Origin of the sequence: Cytobacillus sp. NCCP-133 (assembly GCF_026011715.1) — a bacterium.
GTDB lineage: Bacteria > Bacillota > Bacilli > Bacillales > Cytobacillaceae > Cytobacillus.
Map to the genome: position 1 here is coordinate 154,742 of NZ_BRVM01000008.1, position 15,828 is coordinate 170,569.

General features: G+C 44.3%; 15 protein-coding genes and 1 riboswitch. All 15 genes read right to left on the reverse strand.

Translation table 11 applies throughout. From position 1 onward, the window contains the following. Positions 1–3 precede the first annotated feature (3 nt). On the reverse strand, positions 4–558 hold the full coding sequence (locus tag NCCP133_RS11730) for a nitroreductase family protein (protein WP_264805164.1): 555 nt from the start codon (positions 556–558) through the stop codon (positions 4–6). Then, a complete protein-coding gene (gene cobA / locus NCCP133_RS11735; protein WP_264805165.1) occupies positions 552–1,313 on the reverse strand; it encodes a uroporphyrinogen-III C-methyltransferase in 762 nt (253 codons plus the stop codon). The genes NCCP133_RS11730 and cobA overlap by 7 nt, the downstream gene beginning before the upstream one ends. Then, positions 1,310–1,939 carry a precorrin-2 dehydrogenase/sirohydrochlorin ferrochelatase family protein gene (locus tag NCCP133_RS11740; protein ID WP_264805166.1) on the reverse strand — a complete coding sequence of 210 codons (630 nt, stop codon included), beginning with the start codon at positions 1,937–1,939 and terminating at the stop codon, positions 1,310–1,312. The genes cobA and NCCP133_RS11740 overlap by 4 nt, the downstream gene beginning before the upstream one ends. Continuing rightward, positions 1,908–3,293: a cobyrinate a,c-diamide synthase gene (locus NCCP133_RS11745; protein ID WP_264805167.1), complete on the reverse strand. Its 1,386-nt coding sequence runs from the start codon at positions 3,291–3,293 to the stop codon at positions 1,908–1,910. Before NCCP133_RS11745 ends, NCCP133_RS11740 begins: the two co-directional genes overlap by 32 nt. Then, positions 3,290–4,426 carry a cobalt-precorrin 5A hydrolase gene (locus tag NCCP133_RS11750; RefSeq protein WP_264805168.1) on the reverse strand — a complete coding sequence of 379 codons (1,137 nt, stop codon included), beginning with the start codon at positions 4,424–4,426 and terminating at the stop codon, positions 3,290–3,292. Before NCCP133_RS11750 ends, NCCP133_RS11745 begins: the two co-directional genes overlap by 4 nt. After that, on the reverse strand, positions 4,419–5,201 hold the full coding sequence (cobM, locus tag NCCP133_RS11755) for a precorrin-4 C(11)-methyltransferase (RefSeq protein WP_264805169.1): 783 nt from the start codon (positions 5,199–5,201) through the stop codon (positions 4,419–4,421). The genes NCCP133_RS11750 and cobM overlap by 8 nt, the downstream gene beginning before the upstream one ends. Beyond that, positions 5,198–5,902 carry a precorrin-2 C(20)-methyltransferase gene (gene cobI / locus NCCP133_RS11760; RefSeq protein WP_264805170.1) on the reverse strand — a complete coding sequence of 235 codons (705 nt, stop codon included), beginning with the start codon at positions 5,900–5,902 and terminating at the stop codon, positions 5,198–5,200. The genes cobM and cobI overlap by 4 nt, the downstream gene beginning before the upstream one ends. Further along, a complete protein-coding gene (cbiE, locus tag NCCP133_RS11765; RefSeq protein ID WP_264805196.1) occupies positions 5,903–7,096 on the reverse strand; it encodes a precorrin-6y C5,15-methyltransferase (decarboxylating) subunit CbiE in 1,194 nt (397 codons plus the stop codon). It abuts the gene before it with no gap. Beyond that, positions 7,071–8,207, reverse strand: coding sequence for a cobalt-precorrin-5B (C(1))-methyltransferase (locus NCCP133_RS11770; RefSeq protein ID WP_264805171.1), 1,137 nt, complete (start codon positions 8,205–8,207; stop codon positions 7,071–7,073). The genes cbiE and NCCP133_RS11770 overlap by 26 nt, the downstream gene beginning before the upstream one ends. Further along, on the reverse strand, positions 8,182–8,856 hold the full coding sequence (locus NCCP133_RS11775) for a precorrin-8X methylmutase (protein WP_264805172.1): 675 nt from the start codon (positions 8,854–8,856) through the stop codon (positions 8,182–8,184). Before NCCP133_RS11775 ends, NCCP133_RS11770 begins: the two co-directional genes overlap by 26 nt. Continuing rightward, a complete protein-coding gene (gene cobK / locus NCCP133_RS11780; RefSeq protein WP_264805173.1) occupies positions 8,844–9,614 on the reverse strand; it encodes a precorrin-6A reductase in 771 nt (256 codons plus the stop codon). The genes NCCP133_RS11775 and cobK overlap by 13 nt, the downstream gene beginning before the upstream one ends. Positions 9,615–9,623: 9 nt before the next feature. Continuing rightward, positions 9,624–11,246, reverse strand: a complete 1,623-nt coding sequence (cobJ, locus tag NCCP133_RS11785; RefSeq protein WP_264805174.1) for a precorrin-3B C(17)-methyltransferase — start codon at positions 11,244–11,246, stop codon at positions 9,624–9,626. Positions 11,247–11,476: 230 nt separating this feature from the next. Beyond that, a riboswitch (cobalamin riboswitch) is annotated at positions 11,477–11,655 on the reverse strand. A gap of 299 nt (positions 11,656–11,954) precedes the next feature. Then, a complete protein-coding gene (locus NCCP133_RS11790; protein WP_264805175.1) occupies positions 11,955–13,037 on the reverse strand; it encodes a Ger(x)C family spore germination protein in 1,083 nt (360 codons plus the stop codon). Beyond that, a complete protein-coding gene (locus NCCP133_RS11795) occupies positions 13,024–14,127 on the reverse strand; it encodes a spore germination protein (RefSeq protein ID WP_264805176.1) in 1,104 nt (367 codons plus the stop codon). Before NCCP133_RS11795 ends, NCCP133_RS11790 begins: the two co-directional genes overlap by 14 nt. A 20-nt stretch (positions 14,128–14,147) precedes the next feature. Further along, positions 14,148–15,671 carry a spore germination protein gene (locus NCCP133_RS11800; RefSeq protein ID WP_264805178.1) on the reverse strand — a complete coding sequence of 508 codons (1,524 nt, stop codon included), beginning with the start codon at positions 15,669–15,671 and terminating at the stop codon, positions 14,148–14,150. Between the last annotated feature and the right edge of the window lie 157 nt (positions 15,672–15,828).

Here is a 15,828-nt window from a genome sequence, read left to right on the forward strand (position 1 = left end):
TCCTTACAGCCAAGTTGTCTTTTCAGCAAATGGGGTACGCTTTTTCTCGGAAGCCATTTCTTCTGCAGGATAGCCGATGCATAGCGTTCCCACTAATTGCTCCTGCTCAGATGCACCGATAAAATCATGCAGTGCGGTATCATGCACCAAGCCAACGCCTCTTGTACGCCATACCATGCCTAACCCCAGCTGTTCTGCCATCAGCCACATCGACATGATGGCACTGCTTACGGCAAAGACATTATCTTTTGTCGCCCCTTCATCGCCTTCCACAATGGCGGATGTCACAACAATGATCAGGGGTGTGTTCGTGATGGCTTTCATGGAGCTTTCCACTAAATGCGGCTTCGCCGGAAAGCGTTTTTGCAGGTAATCAAGTGCCACCTGCTCGTAGCGTTTTAAGCTTTCTCCCTGCAATACATAGAAATGCCACGGCTCACGCATGCGGTCATTTGGTGCATATGTGGCTGCTGCTAATAATGTCTCGATTTTGTCCCGTTCTACTTCGCGCGATTCAAAGTTTCGAATCGCACGGCGTTTTTTCAAGGCTTCTAACATAATTCATGCTCCTTTTCTATAAACCAGGCAATTTGATCCCGTACTCCAACCACATCTCCAACCAAAATCATCGATGGATTCGAGATGCCATGAATCCGGATATCCTCTGCAATCGTTTCAAGTGTCCCTGTAATCGTCCGCTGCTTGGCAGTTGTGCCCCATTCAATCACAGCAGCAGGGGTTGTTCCGCTTTTGCCATTGGCTATTAAGCTTTTCGTAATGTGAGCAATGTTGCCAATGCTCATATAAAAGGCGACCGTGTCAATTTGAGTAAGCGCAGACCACTTTAAAAAGTCCTGCTTCTTTTCGGCGCAGCCATGGCCTGTTACAATCGCAAAGCTTGCCGCATGATCACGGTGTGTCACAGGAATCCCTGCATAAGCAGGCGCAGCAATCCCGGCGGTTATTCCAGGAACAATTTCAAAGGGAATACCTGCTTGCCGCAAAATGGCCGCTTCTTCAGCGCCGCGTCCAAACACAAAAGGGTCGCCTCCCTTTAAGCGCAGCACCTGCCTGCCAAGGTTTGCCTGTTCTACCAGGACCTGATGGATTTCATCCTGAATCAATCCATGCCTGCCCGGCTCTTTTCCGCAATAAATCAGCTCTGCATCTGCTTTTTTATGTGTTAATAACTCACTATTCACCAGACGATCATATAAAATTACTTCAGCCTGCTGAATACACTCTAATCCGCGAATCGTCAGCAGTTTGGGGTCACCAGGTCCAGCTCCAACAATATAGACAAATCCTCTCATTGCTTTTCTCCTAAACGCTTAAGCAGCCATTCTTCACATTTTTGCACATCCCCTTGCTCCATCCACTCCAAAACTTGAGGTTCCAAAAGCTCTGCCAACAGCTGCTTTTTCTCATTCCCCGTAAACTTCTCTAAGATTCGCTGACGGGCTTCCTTCAAAAAAGATACATACTTCGCGTAATGCTCTCCATATTGCTCTGCTAGTTCTCCCTTCACTTTGCGGGTCAGACCCGGGCTCCCGCCAGATGTAGATACGGTCAAAACGAATTCACCGCGGCGGACAACTGCGGGATTAATGAAATCCACCCTGCCCTTTGCATCTGCCCGGCTGAGCAGCTGCCAATGCTGTGCGGCTTCCTCCACTGCATTGTTTACTTCTTCGTCGTTTGTGACAGCAAATATCAGGGCCGCATCATCTAAATCAGCCGGTTCGAAGGATTTTTCTTTCCATGTCAGAAGTCCTTCTTGGATATACTGCTGCAATTTTTCAATAACCTCCGGGCTGATCACAGTTACTTGGGCTTTTGTCGGCAGCAGCGCTTCAGCCTTCTGGCGTGCCACATGTCCGCCACCGACGATAACCACCTTTTTATAGTCAAGATTCATTAATAACGGGAAAAAATTCATATTCTGCCTCCAAACAAGCTGCCAGCCAATTTTTCACAAGCTGAGGATTCGATGCAAAATGAAAGTGTGTATAGCCGGCTGCAAGATTATCAGTTAAATAGCCTTCCTTCTGAGACCGGAAGCGGCCCTTGCAAAAGTAAGCCGGTGATGAGTGCTCTCCTTCATATGCCGAGTAATGGAATTCATGCCCTTTTGCCTGCTCTCCTTCATTCATTAGGAAGTTGCCAGGAACACCTGTGATTTCCCGATACCCGAGTGCAGCCAATTTATCCTGCATCCTGACCCGGCCCGGAATCACACCGATCATCGGGAATGCCTGTCCTTTTCGATCCACAATTTCTTCTGTTAAATACATAAATCCGCCGCATTCTGCCAATGTCGGCAGACCGTTCTCCAGCGCGGCCTTGATGGAAAGTTTTGATGCTTCATTTTTTGCCAAAGCTTCAGCAAACTCTTCCGGGAAGCCGCCGCCGATATAAAGCCCCTGTGCTCTTTCAGGAACTTCCTCGTTGTCGAGCGGTGAGAAGAAATGCAATGTGGCACCATGGGCTCGCAGCAATTCTAAGTTTTCTTCATAATAAAAATTAAAGGCCGCATCTCTGGCAACCGCAATATGTACTTCCTGTCTTTCCGGCTGAGCATCAAAAATCGAAGAGGAAACCTCCAGGACCTGGGCTTTCGTTAGTTCCAGAAGCTGATCAATATCGACTGTTTCTTCAATCGCTTCTGCCAGACTTTCAAAATAGGAATCTAAATCACCGCGTTCAATGGCGGGCACCAAGCCCAGATGACGGCTTGGCATCTTAGCTACAGCTCCTTTTGGGAGATAGCCAATGACAGGAATTCCGCATTCTTGTTCAATCGCTGATTTGACAATGGCAAAATGGCTTTTGCTTCCTAATTGATTGGCAAGAACACCAACGATTTGGGAGCTTTCATCAAGCATTTGAAAACCTTTGACAATCGCTGCCGCACTTCTTGCCATACTTGCCGCATTGACAATTAAAATGACAGGACTTTTTGTAATCCCGCTTATATGGGCGGCAGATCCTTCATTGGATAATGGGGATTTGCCGTCATAAAAGCCCATCACTCCCTCAATAACTGATACGTCTGTATCACGGCTCGCTCTTGCGACAATAGCATTCACGGTATCATGGGACATCATGAAACTATCAATATTTCGGGAAGGGCGTTTGGTGACAGCTGTATGATACGCTGGGTCAATGTAATCAGGACCGCATTTAAAGCCCTGCACGGTTAACCCGCGCTTCATCAGCGCACGCATAAGGCCGATCGTGAAGGTTGTTTTTCCGACACCGCTTCCAGTCCCTGCCAGAACAAATCGATTCATCCTCTTCCCTCCTCAAAGTTAACGCGTGCAATGCTGATGGTCACATTGCCGCTCTTCTTTTTCTCCAGCAGCAATTCCTTCGCATTCGCATATCTCATGGACGCCGGCTCACTGACACCGTACGCGCCGGTATATTTAAAGACGGTGTCCGACGGATTCTGCATCGGAATCTCATTCAGCTCTTCAGGTGTGTATGTAACAAACGGCCAGTTATATTTAGCTGTTAATTCCAGCAATCCTGCCTCGTCTTTTTTCAGATTAATAGATGCAATCGCTTTGACGCTTTTTTTGCTCAAACCTAGCTCCGCCAATGTCTCATCGATTACTCTTTCAATCTCTGCCATTGACGTGCCTCGATTGCAGCCAATCCCAAGAACAATTGATTTTGGACGGTACAGGACGCCGTTCTGGAGCAGAATCTCTTCATGCGGTACTAGAATGCGATCTGTAATAAGCAGTGCCGCTTGCGGCTTTGCCTTGATGGCTTCCTCTATTGATGGATAAATTTTTAGATTGTCCGGCATTTCCCTGTCATATGTCCACCAATTCTTTTCCCCGGTTTCCTGCACGATCGCCACATGCTCTTCATTGACAACCGATGCACTGACAGGTGTTAATTTTTCTTCACTATCCCACATCCACCCAAATTGGGCGCCAAATAAATCGACGGGAATCGTTTTTTGAACATCTGATGCGGTAGTCACAACGGGAGCCGCCCCAATCGCATGGGCAAATTCATGGGTTAAGGCATTGGCACCGCCAATATGGCCGGATAAAACGCTGACAACATACTGGCCTTTATCATCAACCACCAGCACGGCAGGGTCCGTCTTTTTATCGATCAAAAGCGGGGCAATCATGCGGACGACAGCACCGAGGGAAATGATGCAGATTATCCCTTTATACTGCTGGAACAACGCAGGCAATAATAGGCTCACCGTGCCATCAAATAACTGAATTTGCCGTGCTTCTTCATCGCCCTGTTCAAATTTTTTCATATAATACAGGTCTGCATACGGGAATGTTTCCGCATAGCTTCTTGCATGCGCCACCCCATGCTTCGTAATGGCAACAAGGGCATAGGGTTTGCGCTTTTCGATTACCGGCATTTCACCTTCGCGCAAATTAATCATTTGCCGTCACACCTTTGCGGAAGCCATGTGTGAACGTTTTGTCATATAGCTTCGAGCGGTATTCTTTTTCGTGGATATGCGGGTCCAATGCCCAGCCTGCCAGAATCATCGCATGCTTTCTGATGCCGTTGACACGCATCGCTTCGTCCAGCTCAGACAGTGTGGTGCGGACAATTTTCTGATCCGGCCATGAAGCACGCTGCACAACCGCAACCGGTGTATTGTCTGCCCATCCGGCTGCCTGCAGTTCTTTTGTGATTTTCTTTGTTAAGGTCGCACTCAGAAACATCGCAATTGTACAATGATGGCTGGCCAAAGCCTGTAATTTTTCACGCTCCGGCACTGGTGTCCGCCCTTCAGCCCTCGTTAATATAAGCGTTTGCGTTAAATCCGGAATCGTCAGCTCTGCCCCTACTGCGGCTGCGGAGGCAAAAACAGAACTGACGCCCGGCACCACTTCACAGTCTATATCGTGCTGTTTCAATAGTGCCACTTGCTCCATCGTTGCCCCGTACATCGCCGGGTCGCCTGTATGTAAACGTACTACTGTCTTGCCTTCTTGAACACGCTCGACAATGCAATCCACCATTTCTTCAAGATGCATCCCGGCTGTGCGGATAATCTCAGCCGACTCCTTGGCTTCCGCCACTAATGTCTCGCTGACAAGGGAGTCGGTATACATGACAACATCAGCCTTATTTAATAGTTTTAAGCCTTTTACCGTAATTAAATCGGGATCTCCAGGTCCTGCTCCGATAATCCAAATTTTCTTCATTTGCGCACCACCATACATGACAAGTAATTTAACTCAGCTCCCCGGAGCTCATGGACATTCCATATGGCCTCTTCGTCAGATGTGACCTTTGTAACAACATGTGTTTTGTCCAATAAATCCATTTCCTCCAATAGGTTCAGCATGTCGTCCAATACTTTCGCTACTTTAATGAAGACGATCGCATCATGAGTTTCGATCACCCGCCGCATTTCCTCCATATTCTCGGTTGCCGGAATCATCGCAACATGGTCATCGCCATCAGCCAGGGCAATACCTAAACGATTAACAGAACCATTAAAAGACGAGATGCCAGCTACTGTTTCAATTGGAACATCGGGATGCATCTTCTGCATCAGCTTCATTAAATGGATAAATGTGCTGAACAGCATCGGATCCCCTTCTGTCACGAATGCGACATCTTTTCCCTGAGACAGAAAGCCATAAATAGCTTTTGCGGATTTTGTCCATTCAGCCCTTAGTGTCTCTTCGTCTTTTGTCATTGGAAAAACCAAACCAAGCATTTCTTTTTCTTCGGGATTTATATACATGTCAACAATTCGATGGGCGTAGGATTTACTGCCTCTTAATTTTTTGGGATATGCAATGACCGGGCTTTCCTGCAATTTGCGGAATGCTTTTACCGTGATTAATTCCGGATCTCCCGGCCCGACTCCTAATCCATATAAAGTTCCGATTCTCATTTAGTTCTTTCCTTTCTTTGCAGTCACAATAAAAATGGGATTTAACGGCTCAAAGCGTGTTAAATGCAGAATTGGCTTGCTTTTTGAAATCTGTGCCTGCAATACGGATACTTCGCAGCCAAGAATTTTCAAATGCTGCATCGCTTCTGCGAGATTTTCGATCGTGGCAATATTCATAACGAGCCGGCCATTTGGCTGCAGCCGTGAAAGGCATATCTGCAATAAAAGCTCCATATTCCCGCCATTTCCGCCAATAAAAATAGCATTAGGATCAGGAAATTCATCCAGCCTCTCAGGCGCCTTTCCAAGGACGGCCGTGAAATCTGTCCGATGTTTTAATTGATTCTCCAGGCAGTTTCCCAGATCACCCTCATTCTTTTCAATCGCATACACCGCACCTTCCCGGGCTATTTTCGCTGCTTCAATCGCAACGGAGCCTGTGCAGGTTCCAATATCCCAGACGATGCTGTTTTCCTTTAGCTCTAACTCCTGCAGACAGAGAGTCCGGATCTCCTTTTTCGTAATCAGGCCTCTATCCGGCTTTCTCTGTACGAACCTGTCATCCGGAATTCCCAGTGAGGCACGCTCCACAGACATACGCTGCTTTAAAATCACCACATTCAAAGGAGAAAAGAATGATTGCTCCATTTCGTCCAAGGTGAAAAAGCGGCAGCGTTCATTTTCCCCCTGCAGATTTTCAGCAACAAAGGCCTCATACTCCGTCATGCCGAACTCCTTTAAATACGCTGCTATGGCCTGTGGTGTATTCTTTTCATCTGTTAAAATAGCAATCTTTTTCCGCCCGTCGATTCTTTGGGCAAAACCTTTAATAGAACGGCCGTGCAGGCTGACAATATACGCATCCTGCCAGCTCTCCTGCATTTTCGAAAAAGCGAGCTGAACTGAGCTGGTATAAGGATAAATCTCCAATGGAAGCTTTTTTGCCAATACACTGCCAAGCCCATAAAACAGCGGATCACCCGATACCAAAATAACCGTATTGCGTGTTTCCTGCTGCAAATCAGCTGTTAACGCGGACAAGCCGCCTTTGATTACTTTTTTCTCTCCAGTAAATTCCGGGAAAAATTGCAAATGGCGTTCCCCGCCGACCAGGACATCACATTCATGAATCCAGTCTATGTATGAGGGGAGCAATCCTTCTGCGCCATTATCCCCGATACCAATCATCTTCATCCAATTTGTCAATATTCTCAGCCTTTCCTAGACAGCTTCCGTTCATGGCATACAGAGTTGTCGATACTTTGACGTTTGCGTTCATATGATTCAGTGCATAATAACAGCAGTTTCGGCAAAGGGCTTCAAAGAATTCTTCGTTTCCCTGAAGGATTTCACCCACCTGTGAAGCCGTATTTGCCTGTAAAATGTCCCGCTGGATCTCCTCATCAATCCCCACTTTATTGGCCATGCCAGCTAAAAACTCAAAACTGACTGGTGCACTTTTCGAGTGCACCATCATAACTCCCTGTGCAACCTTTGAGAATTTCCCCATCATCCCTACAAGAGAGACTTTGGGAATCTTCTTCCTTGCCATATTCTTTAAAGTAAAACCGACAAAGTCGCCCATTTCGATAAAGGCTTCTTCCGGCAAATGCGGATACTGCTTCATAGCAAATTTTTCACTGCGTCCGCCTGTTGTAATGACTAAATGCTCACATCCTGCTTCTTTTGCGACATTGATCGCCTGAGCGATACTCGCCATATAAGCGGAACTGGAAAATGGCACCACCGTCCCCCTTGTTCCTAAAATCGAGATTCCTCCAATAATCCCTAATCGGCCATTCAATGTTTTTTCAGCTATTTCTGCACCGTCCGGAACCGAAATGATCACTTCAATGCCGCGATTTATTTTATATTTGTCCATTGCTTCCTGCACGACACCATGGATCATTTTACGCGGCACAGGATTGATCGCTGCCTGCCCTACCGCTACTGGCAGCCCGGCTTTCGTGACCCGTCCCACACCGATCCCGCCATCTAAATGGATGCCTTCTTTTTTGGCATATGTGACCGTACTTTGAATTCGTGCCTGATGTGTCGCATCCGGGTCGTCCCCTGCATCCTTGATCGTTTCGCACATGACCCGGCCATCTGATCGATCAAAAGCCGTCACTTTAAAAGTGGCATACTGGCCAACCGGCAGATAAATCGTAACTTCATTTGGCACCTCTCCGGTCACAAGCGCCTGCAGTGCTGCCTTTGTCATGGCTGCGGCACAGGCACCTGTCGTATAGCCGTGCCGCATTTGAGATGGATCTTTTTTAGTTCGCTGCTTTTGCCCGTTCATCCGCCATAATCGAAATGGCATTCAGCGCAGCGACCGTCACTGTACTGCCACCCTTTCTCCCTGCATTCGTAATAAATGGGATTCCTTCTAGGACGGCCAGCTCGGCTTTGGACTCTGCCGCTGATACAAAGCCGACTGGCATGCCAATAATTAAGTCAGGTTTTGCGAGGCCTTCTTTCATTAAACGAATCAATTCCAGAAGTGCTGTAGGCGCATTGCCGATAGCATAGATGCCCCCTTCATGCAGACTTGTTGCTTTTTGCATAGAAATGATCGCACGTGTTGTTCCCTGAGACTTCGCTTCCTTTGAAACATCTTCATCTGCAATATAACAATGCAGGTCCCCGCCATGCTTTTGGAATCGCTTGCGTCCTGACCCGCTTTCAATCATCTGTACATCTGCCACGACATGACGACCCGCCAAAATCGATTGAACACCTGCTTCAATGGCGTCAGGAGTGAAAATCATGCTGCGTCCCAGCTCGAAATCTGCCGAGGCATGGATGACACGCCGAACCACCAGCCACTGCTCGTCTGTAAATGGATGTTCGCCCATCTCCTCTTTAATAATTGAGAAGCTGTGATCATAAATTTTATCCGGATCTACCGTTACCGGTACAAATGTGGTATTAAAGTTCATGTTTGCCATGTGTAAAGCCCTCCCAATTTTTGAGTCACTTCTTCGAAAGAAGTGCAGAAGTTTTCATATACAAGCGGCGGCCGCTTAATCAAAATAACAGGAATCCTCATTTCCAGGGCAGCTGCCATTTTTTCATCCACCGATCCCACTTTGCCGCTTTCTTTTGTAATCATCAGTGTCACTCCGTATTGCTCACATAGTGCTTTGTTTAATGATTCGGAAAAAGGTCCCTGGATCGCAATAATGTCCTTTTGTTTAACGCCAAGCTTATGGCATTTTTCCATGTTCCCCATGTTTGGAAGCATCCTGCATACAAGCCGGATCTCATCACGCATCAGATATTTTGTGAAGATCTCAAGTGTTTTGCTGCCGGTTGTCAGCATGATTGTCCCTTTATGCGATTGAGCCAATTTTGCTGCTTCCTCATAGCTTTCAGCTTCAGTGATGAGCGGTGAGGTAAACTGTTCCTTTGGCCTTTCATAACGTATGTATGGAATGCTGCATGCTTTAGCTGCTGACATGGCCGTTTTTGACGCTTCTTCCGCGTAGGGATGACTGGCATCAATCACAGTGGTCACCTCTTGCATCTGAATCAGTTCATTCATGTCATTTTCTGTCAGCCGACCCACTTTATAAGATATGCCTTCAGCTTTCAAGCTCTCAGCTGCCGATTCTGTGACAACGGTTGCCAATAAGGGATAACCTTGATTTTTCAATTGAATGGCTAATGCTCTCGCATCACTTGTGCCTGCTAAAAATAAAATCATGAATTCCTCCTAATCCCCGCATGGTGCCGGCTCGACTTCGATCCTGGAGCTCATATCCTGATAGGTAAAATACTGAATTTTTTTCACGCGCTTAAAATATTTAAAAAGCCGTTCATTTGGATGCGCATTTTCCTTGTATTCTTCGATAATCTCCTTTAATAACGGCACAAGCTGATCAGGCTCAATCCCCTCTGCAACCGGCTGGGCAGCATGGGCTGTCCGGCCCACCGGCTTCGCCCCGATAAATAAATCAAACTTCTTCTTGCGGTAAACAATCCCGATATCATCAAATACAGCCCGATAACAGGCCATACCGCAGCCATTAAAGCCAATATGCAGTTCCTTTGGAAGCTTTAAGCCGCCCAGTTCAGCTGCAATTTCCTCTGCATACGGAATAGATTCTGTCTTCTCCCCGTAGCAAAAATCGCAGGCTTTTAAATTTAAAACATCCCCTACTGGCATGACTGTCAGATGGTTTTGTTTGAGTTTTTCCACAATCGATTGAGGCTGATCTGTTGGAACCTTGATTAATAATCGGTGATCCGGTGTATATTCCATAGTGCCCTTCTCGCCAACAGCTTCTGCCAATACGCGCATTTGGTCAGGTGTAATAAATTTATTGGCAACACCAGGCGAAACCGCAAATTCAAAAATATCTTCGATTGGCTGCTGCACTAAATGTGTTTCGTCAATCTCGGATTTCGTCACCATCGATAAAGCCTTAAAAGCCATATCCAGTGAGTTGGCTGCTTGTTTTTTGCTTTCAATCTGCTCGTAGCCGGCCTGGGCTTCCCCGGTTTCCTGATTTAATGCCCATGGCTCCGCTTCCTTTTTTAAACGCTGATGCGGCTTCAAGCTTTGCTTTCCTTCACCTAACGTATATTTACGCTGATAGCCTCGAGGGGTAATGATTTTATTGTCATAAAAGAAAGTGGAGGAATTCCCGATCACGACTGTTGTCAGCATGCCAATATCGTGATCAAGCATTTCCGCCAGTGTCGTCAGAATGACATTCTGATTTTCACGGTAAGCACTTTTCACCAGCCCCACTGGTGTAGCAGGAGAACGATATTTTAATAGAATCCTTTGTGCCTCGACAATCTGGCGTGTCCTCCGGCCGCTTTTCGGGTTATATAAAGCGATGACAAAATCCGCCATCCCGGCTGCTTCAATGCGCTTCTCGATCACTGTCCAGGGTGTTAAATGATCGCTCAGACTGATGGTGCAGGAGTCATGCATGACAGGTGCCCCCAGTAAACTCGCACATGAATGAATCGCAGAGATGCCAGGAACAATTTCCACTTCGATTCCTTCTTCTTCCGTCCAGCCCATTTCGATCAGTACTTCATACACTAAGCCGGCCATGCCGTATACACCTGAGTCACCGCTCGATATCACGGAAACAACATGGCCGGCTTCCGCTCTTTTCACTGCATCCTGCGCACGGGATACCTCCTCAGTCATCCCTGTGCTGACAATGGAACTTGCTGTTACGAATGGCATGATCAGATCAACGTATGTTTTGTAGCCAATAATGCAATCACTCTGCTGCAGCGCATCCACAGCCCGTTTGGTTATATGCTCACGATCGCCCGGACCGAAGCCGACAACAAATATTTTTCCCTTCTTCATAGGTAACCTCCAATTAAGAAAAGCACATGCGCCTTGCCAGCTGCCGTGCTGCTCGAGCAGGCGGCCTGCGCCAATCCATTCTCAAAGTTCTACTTTTTGCCAAATAAAAAATGCCTGCACTCCTTTTCAAAGGAATACAGGCATATGAAATGACAGCATAAAAATAAGCATACTGAAACTCAAAAACAATTGATCATAATTGTCCCGCCTATACTTCTCCCTCCGAAAAGCAAGTGTCGTTTAAATAAGCAGGTTTCCTGACTTAAGCTTCTTCTTACTCTTACACCTTCCCGATTTCTCAGTGGCATTGTAATTTCATCAGCTCTTACAGTAGCGGGGGCTGTACCAGACTTTCACTGGTTTCCCTTTTACCTCACCAAATGTGAGCACTTATTTAAATTGAACTATTAAATTTTTTACTAATATAACATATAATCTCCAAAATTGTCATATTATTTTTTTATAAATTTTTTAATGCTTTGTTAGTTCTCTCTTACTCGCAATATATAAACCTACTCAAGCAGAAGCCTGTACCTTGGATTAAAATGATGACGGAGTCACCGAGAAAAGTATAGCAGCTTTTTTTTTGCTCATTCTCTGCTGCTAAAACCCTTTTCTTTTCAAAATTTCTCTGCCTTTTTGCCAACTATTTATATTTTCCATCACCATACTCCTTCCATACTAGGGGCAGGCACCAGAAAAGTACGATTATTCAATAACGCCCGTTTCCATTATTTTCACTTTAGCGCGAACGGTTATTTTGATGTCTGGGTATAATTGTTTCCATTTTTTCTGATCCCATTTCCGTGTTCGGGTGCGCACTTCTTCCCCAATGCCAAGCGGGTCAATTCCTTTTTCTTGGAATTGCTGAATTATTTCTTCTGAATTTTTTTCAATCTCATCCTTCAGTTCATTTTCTATCTTTTTGATTTTTTGTTTATTTAAAGTTCCATCGCTGTATTCCCGGATAATCGCCTTTACATCCATGTTGATTTTGATCTCTGCGTTTGTCATCGGTTCAGGTATATCGTATTTTCTGACAGACTTTATATTAACAATAGACACTTTTTTTTCTTCTTTCGTCTTAAAGGCGTAGGTATCCTTTTGGCCTTTATGCACTAATAGGAGTGTCAGAAAAAAGAATTTTTCCTGCTCGATTTGATCGACCAATTTGTCATCCTCAAACAATCCGATTGCCTTTATGTTAAGCTTCCCCTCTTTTTGTTCAATGATGGGAAGCATCGGGTCAATTCCTTCAGCATATAATTTGTATTTGAATATATGCAGGTTCGTTTTATGAATTAGACCTGTTTCAACATTTTGTTCGATTAAATTCGATAAAAAGATCCCATTATCCATATTTCCATACTGTTTACTTAACACTACCTTTGGGTTCCCATCTAAGATAGCCAAATAAATATTTGCACCAATCGAAGGATCTCTTGCTAAGGTATCCAATAGGTCAACAATCCCTTTTTCAGCTGTCTCCCTTTCATACAAGGCTACTTCTAATTTCCCGCTAACCATTGGTTTTTCGGATTGCAAACTTTGTTTATCCCGATTTTCTTTATTTAGGATCGCGGTAGTCGTTAACGTTTCATTTTTAACAGACCCATCTGGCTGATAATTGGGGAAAACAGTTGTTAACTCTATAATATCGTCATCTACATACCGATAGGCAGCCCCCGTTACTAATTGAACATCATCCAAAATACGCTGATCGATATTCATACATCCAGTCAGCAATACAGACAGCAGAAGGATTTGCATCATCCTTTTAAGCTTTCCCAATATTCCCCCTCCTTATCTTTGATAGAAGGAATGACAAAAGAGTCAGGAAAGGGATATACATAAAGACTAAACATAATCCCAATAATGACATAAATTTATTAAGATTCTCGATATTTTCTCTTCCTTCAATCGCTACCGTTGAACCAAGTAATATAAAGAGGATGACTACACTGACGATCACTACTTTTTTTTGTTTAATATGAAAAATTGTTTGTACCCCTTTGGTAGCAGCCCACACAGATAAACAGATATTAGGAAGGATGATTAAAATCCAGGACGTTATCCCTATATACTCAAACCTTTCTACAAATGGGAGTTCAACAATTTTCCACATAGATAATGTGGCCCAGGTGTGTCTGCTAATTTGATTCTCGCTATAAAAACCGATTGAAATGATGAGTATAAATAAATAGATGACTCCTGTCAGAAGATTCCCAAGGTGAGCCCACTTTTGTGATTTTTTAGGATGTTTTAAATATGGATAATAAATAAGCAAAGTAGAAAATCCCAAATAGCTCAGAAGCATGTCTTTCGTAGCAAGGGTTAGCTCTTTCACAGAATGGTTCCATACAGGGAGCAAGTTGCGGAAATGGATATATTCAATGGGAAACAAAAATGTAAAAAATATGTAAAACGGAATAAGGACCCCTAGGAAGCTGATTCCTGTAACAATGCGAAATCCTCCTGTTACACAATAATAAACGAGAATGAGTAAGATGATGCAAAACGTAATCATATTAATCATGGGAAATAACCACACCTGAACAATTTCGATATAACTTCGAAGGACGATTATTCCAATCAATAGCCAATAGACGATCCAAATAAGACTTAAGAATCCCCCAATCCATTTTCCAAACAAATCCCTATGTATCCCAATAAGATCTTTTTGATGCCTATTTAGCAGCAGGTACATAATCCAGATGATCATACTTACAGCAATTCCTGCACCAATGACGGTCATCCAGGAATCATTCCCTGCAGACTTCATGATCGTACGCTGGAATCCAAACACGCCCACTCCTAATTGGACAGAGTGAATTAAAAAGAAAACAAGAAAAGGTGATATTTGAAATTCTTTTTCTTCCAATTTGAATCCAGCTTCCTTTCTTAATTTCTTTTGGTGTTATGTTTCTCTTTAGCCTGTTTAGAATTGAAACGCATGGTATCTTCCGTTTGTTCCTGAATGGGCCGCTTTGATTGCATAGAGAAAGGTAAACGAATAAGGGAATCCTTCAAATCCTGAATTCTTGGCGGATAAAAGGGCTCAAGAAACGGTCTGCCTAAAGAAGTCAGCCTTAATAAGTGAATCAGTAAGAAACTAAAACTCACTGCTACTCCTATTAAGCCAAGATAATGCGCCATCAGCAAAAAAGGGAAGCGGATTAAACGAATCGTATTACCCATTTGATAGACAGGCGTTGTAAAAGATGCCAGCGCCGCTAAAGCAACGATAATCAATAAAACATTACTGGTTAACCCTGCTTCAACGGATGCTGTTCCAATCACAATCCCGCCCACGATGCCGATCGTCTGGCCGACTTTTGTTGGCAGCCTTGCCCCTGCCTCTCTTAACAATTCAATGGCTAACTCCAGAATAATGGCTTCCAAAATCGGCGGCAGCGGAATCGCACTTCTTGAAGTAACAAGCGTACTAACTAAGTCCTTTGGAATTAATTCGTAATGATACGTTAGGACAGCCACATATATGGGAGTAACCAAGATAGAAAATATTACAGCAAAAAAACGGACCAAACGAAAAAATGAGGCCACAGCCCAATTCAAATAATAGTCCTCAAAAGCGTAAAAAAACTCAAAAATGGTCGTTGGACCGATCAACCCGTGCGGGGCACCATCAACTAAAATAGCAACTTTGCCTTCTCCAAGCACTGAAGCAACACGATCAGGCCTCTCTGTATCAATCAGCTGCGGGAAAGGAGAATTTTGGTTGTCTTGAATTAATTGCGTAATATATGAACTATCCATGATTTGATCAATATCTAAATCTGATAGCCGCTGAATAACCGTATTGACATTTTCCTTATTGGCGATCCCCTCAATATAAAGGACAGACACCCTTGTCTTAGATAGCTTGCCAATGATCATTTCTTTTACGGTAAATTCCGGCATCGGTAATCTTTTACGAACCAGATTAATATTTGTATCAAGCGCTTCCACAAAGGACTCTTTAGGTCCAACAACGCTAAACTCAACTTCAGGAAGCGAAACTTGACGTGTCCTTTCCACACCAGCTTTTACTAAGCAAACTTGATGGAGGTTATTTATATTAAAAATAAATAGATATCCTCTTAAGAGGGATTCCTGAATTTTTGCTGGCTCAGATGTAATGATCACTTCTTCAATTGGCAGCACAGAAGACAAAGAAGCAAATGACTCCCACCTTTTCAAATAAGGCAGTACATCCCGATGCAAAATTTCCGTATCAATTAAAGACGTATAGTAGCCAATACATAGGGAAGTCTCATTAACATGATAAGTAAACTGGGTAAAATCATTCGAAAGGGATAATTGCCTCAGCAAGCTTCCCAGAGGATCCGTTTCTGAATTAATTTTGCCGCCAATTTCTATATCTTTTCCCTTAAATAAACTTCTTCTATTTCTCCACTTTTTCATTCAACAATCCCCATCTTAAATTAGAAGTAATCAATGCTTCCCCTAACATCCTTGCCAAGAAGGAGGAATGGTATTCTTTCCTAAAGGGTGCCTAGTGTAGTAAATAGATCAAAATCATAAAAAAGACCACCGTTTTCAATGTAAAATGGAAGTACCT

Excerpts from the sequence above, each read along its gene's own strand:
- NCCP133_RS11730 (WP_264805164.1), bottom strand. The coding sequence starts at position 558 with ATGTTAGAAGCCTTGAAAAAACGCCGTGCGATTCGAAACTTTGAATCG.
- cobA (WP_264805165.1), bottom strand. The coding sequence starts at position 1,313 with ATGAGAGGATTTGTCTATATTGTTGGAGCTGGACCTGGTGACCCCAAA.
- NCCP133_RS11740 (WP_264805166.1), bottom strand. The coding sequence starts at position 1,939 with ATGAATTTTTTCCCGTTATTAATGAATCTTGACTATAAAAAGGTGGTT.
- NCCP133_RS11745 (WP_264805167.1), bottom strand. The coding sequence starts at position 3,293 with ATGAATCGATTTGTTCTGGCAGGGACTGGAAGCGGTGTCGGAAAAACA.
- NCCP133_RS11750 (WP_264805168.1), bottom strand. The coding sequence starts at position 4,426 with ATGATTAATTTGCGCGAAGGTGAAATGCCGGTAATCGAAAAGCGCAAA.
- cobM (WP_264805169.1), bottom strand. The coding sequence starts at position 5,201 with ATGAAGAAAATTTGGATTATCGGAGCAGGACCTGGAGATCCCGATTTA.
- cobI (WP_264805170.1), bottom strand. The coding sequence starts at position 5,902 with ATGAGAATCGGAACTTTATATGGATTAGGAGTCGGGCCGGGAGATCCG.
- cbiE (WP_264805196.1), bottom strand. The coding sequence starts at position 7,096 with ATGAAGATGATTGGTATCGGGGATAATGGCGCAGAAGGATTGCTCCCC.
- NCCP133_RS11770 (WP_264805171.1), bottom strand. The coding sequence starts at position 8,207 with ATGAACGGGCAAAAGCAGCGAACTAAAAAAGATCCATCTCAAATGCGG.
- NCCP133_RS11775 (WP_264805172.1), bottom strand. The coding sequence starts at position 8,856 with ATGGCAAACATGAACTTTAATACCACATTTGTACCGGTAACGGTAGAT.
- cobK (WP_264805173.1), bottom strand. The coding sequence starts at position 9,614 with ATGATTTTATTTTTAGCAGGCACAAGTGATGCGAGAGCATTAGCCATT.
- cobJ (WP_264805174.1), bottom strand. The coding sequence starts at position 11,246 with ATGAAGAAGGGAAAAATATTTGTTGTCGGCTTCGGTCCGGGCGATCGT.
- NCCP133_RS11800 (WP_264805178.1), bottom strand. The coding sequence starts at position 15,671 with ATGAAAAAGTGGAGAAATAGAAGAAGTTTATTTAAGGGAAAAGATATA.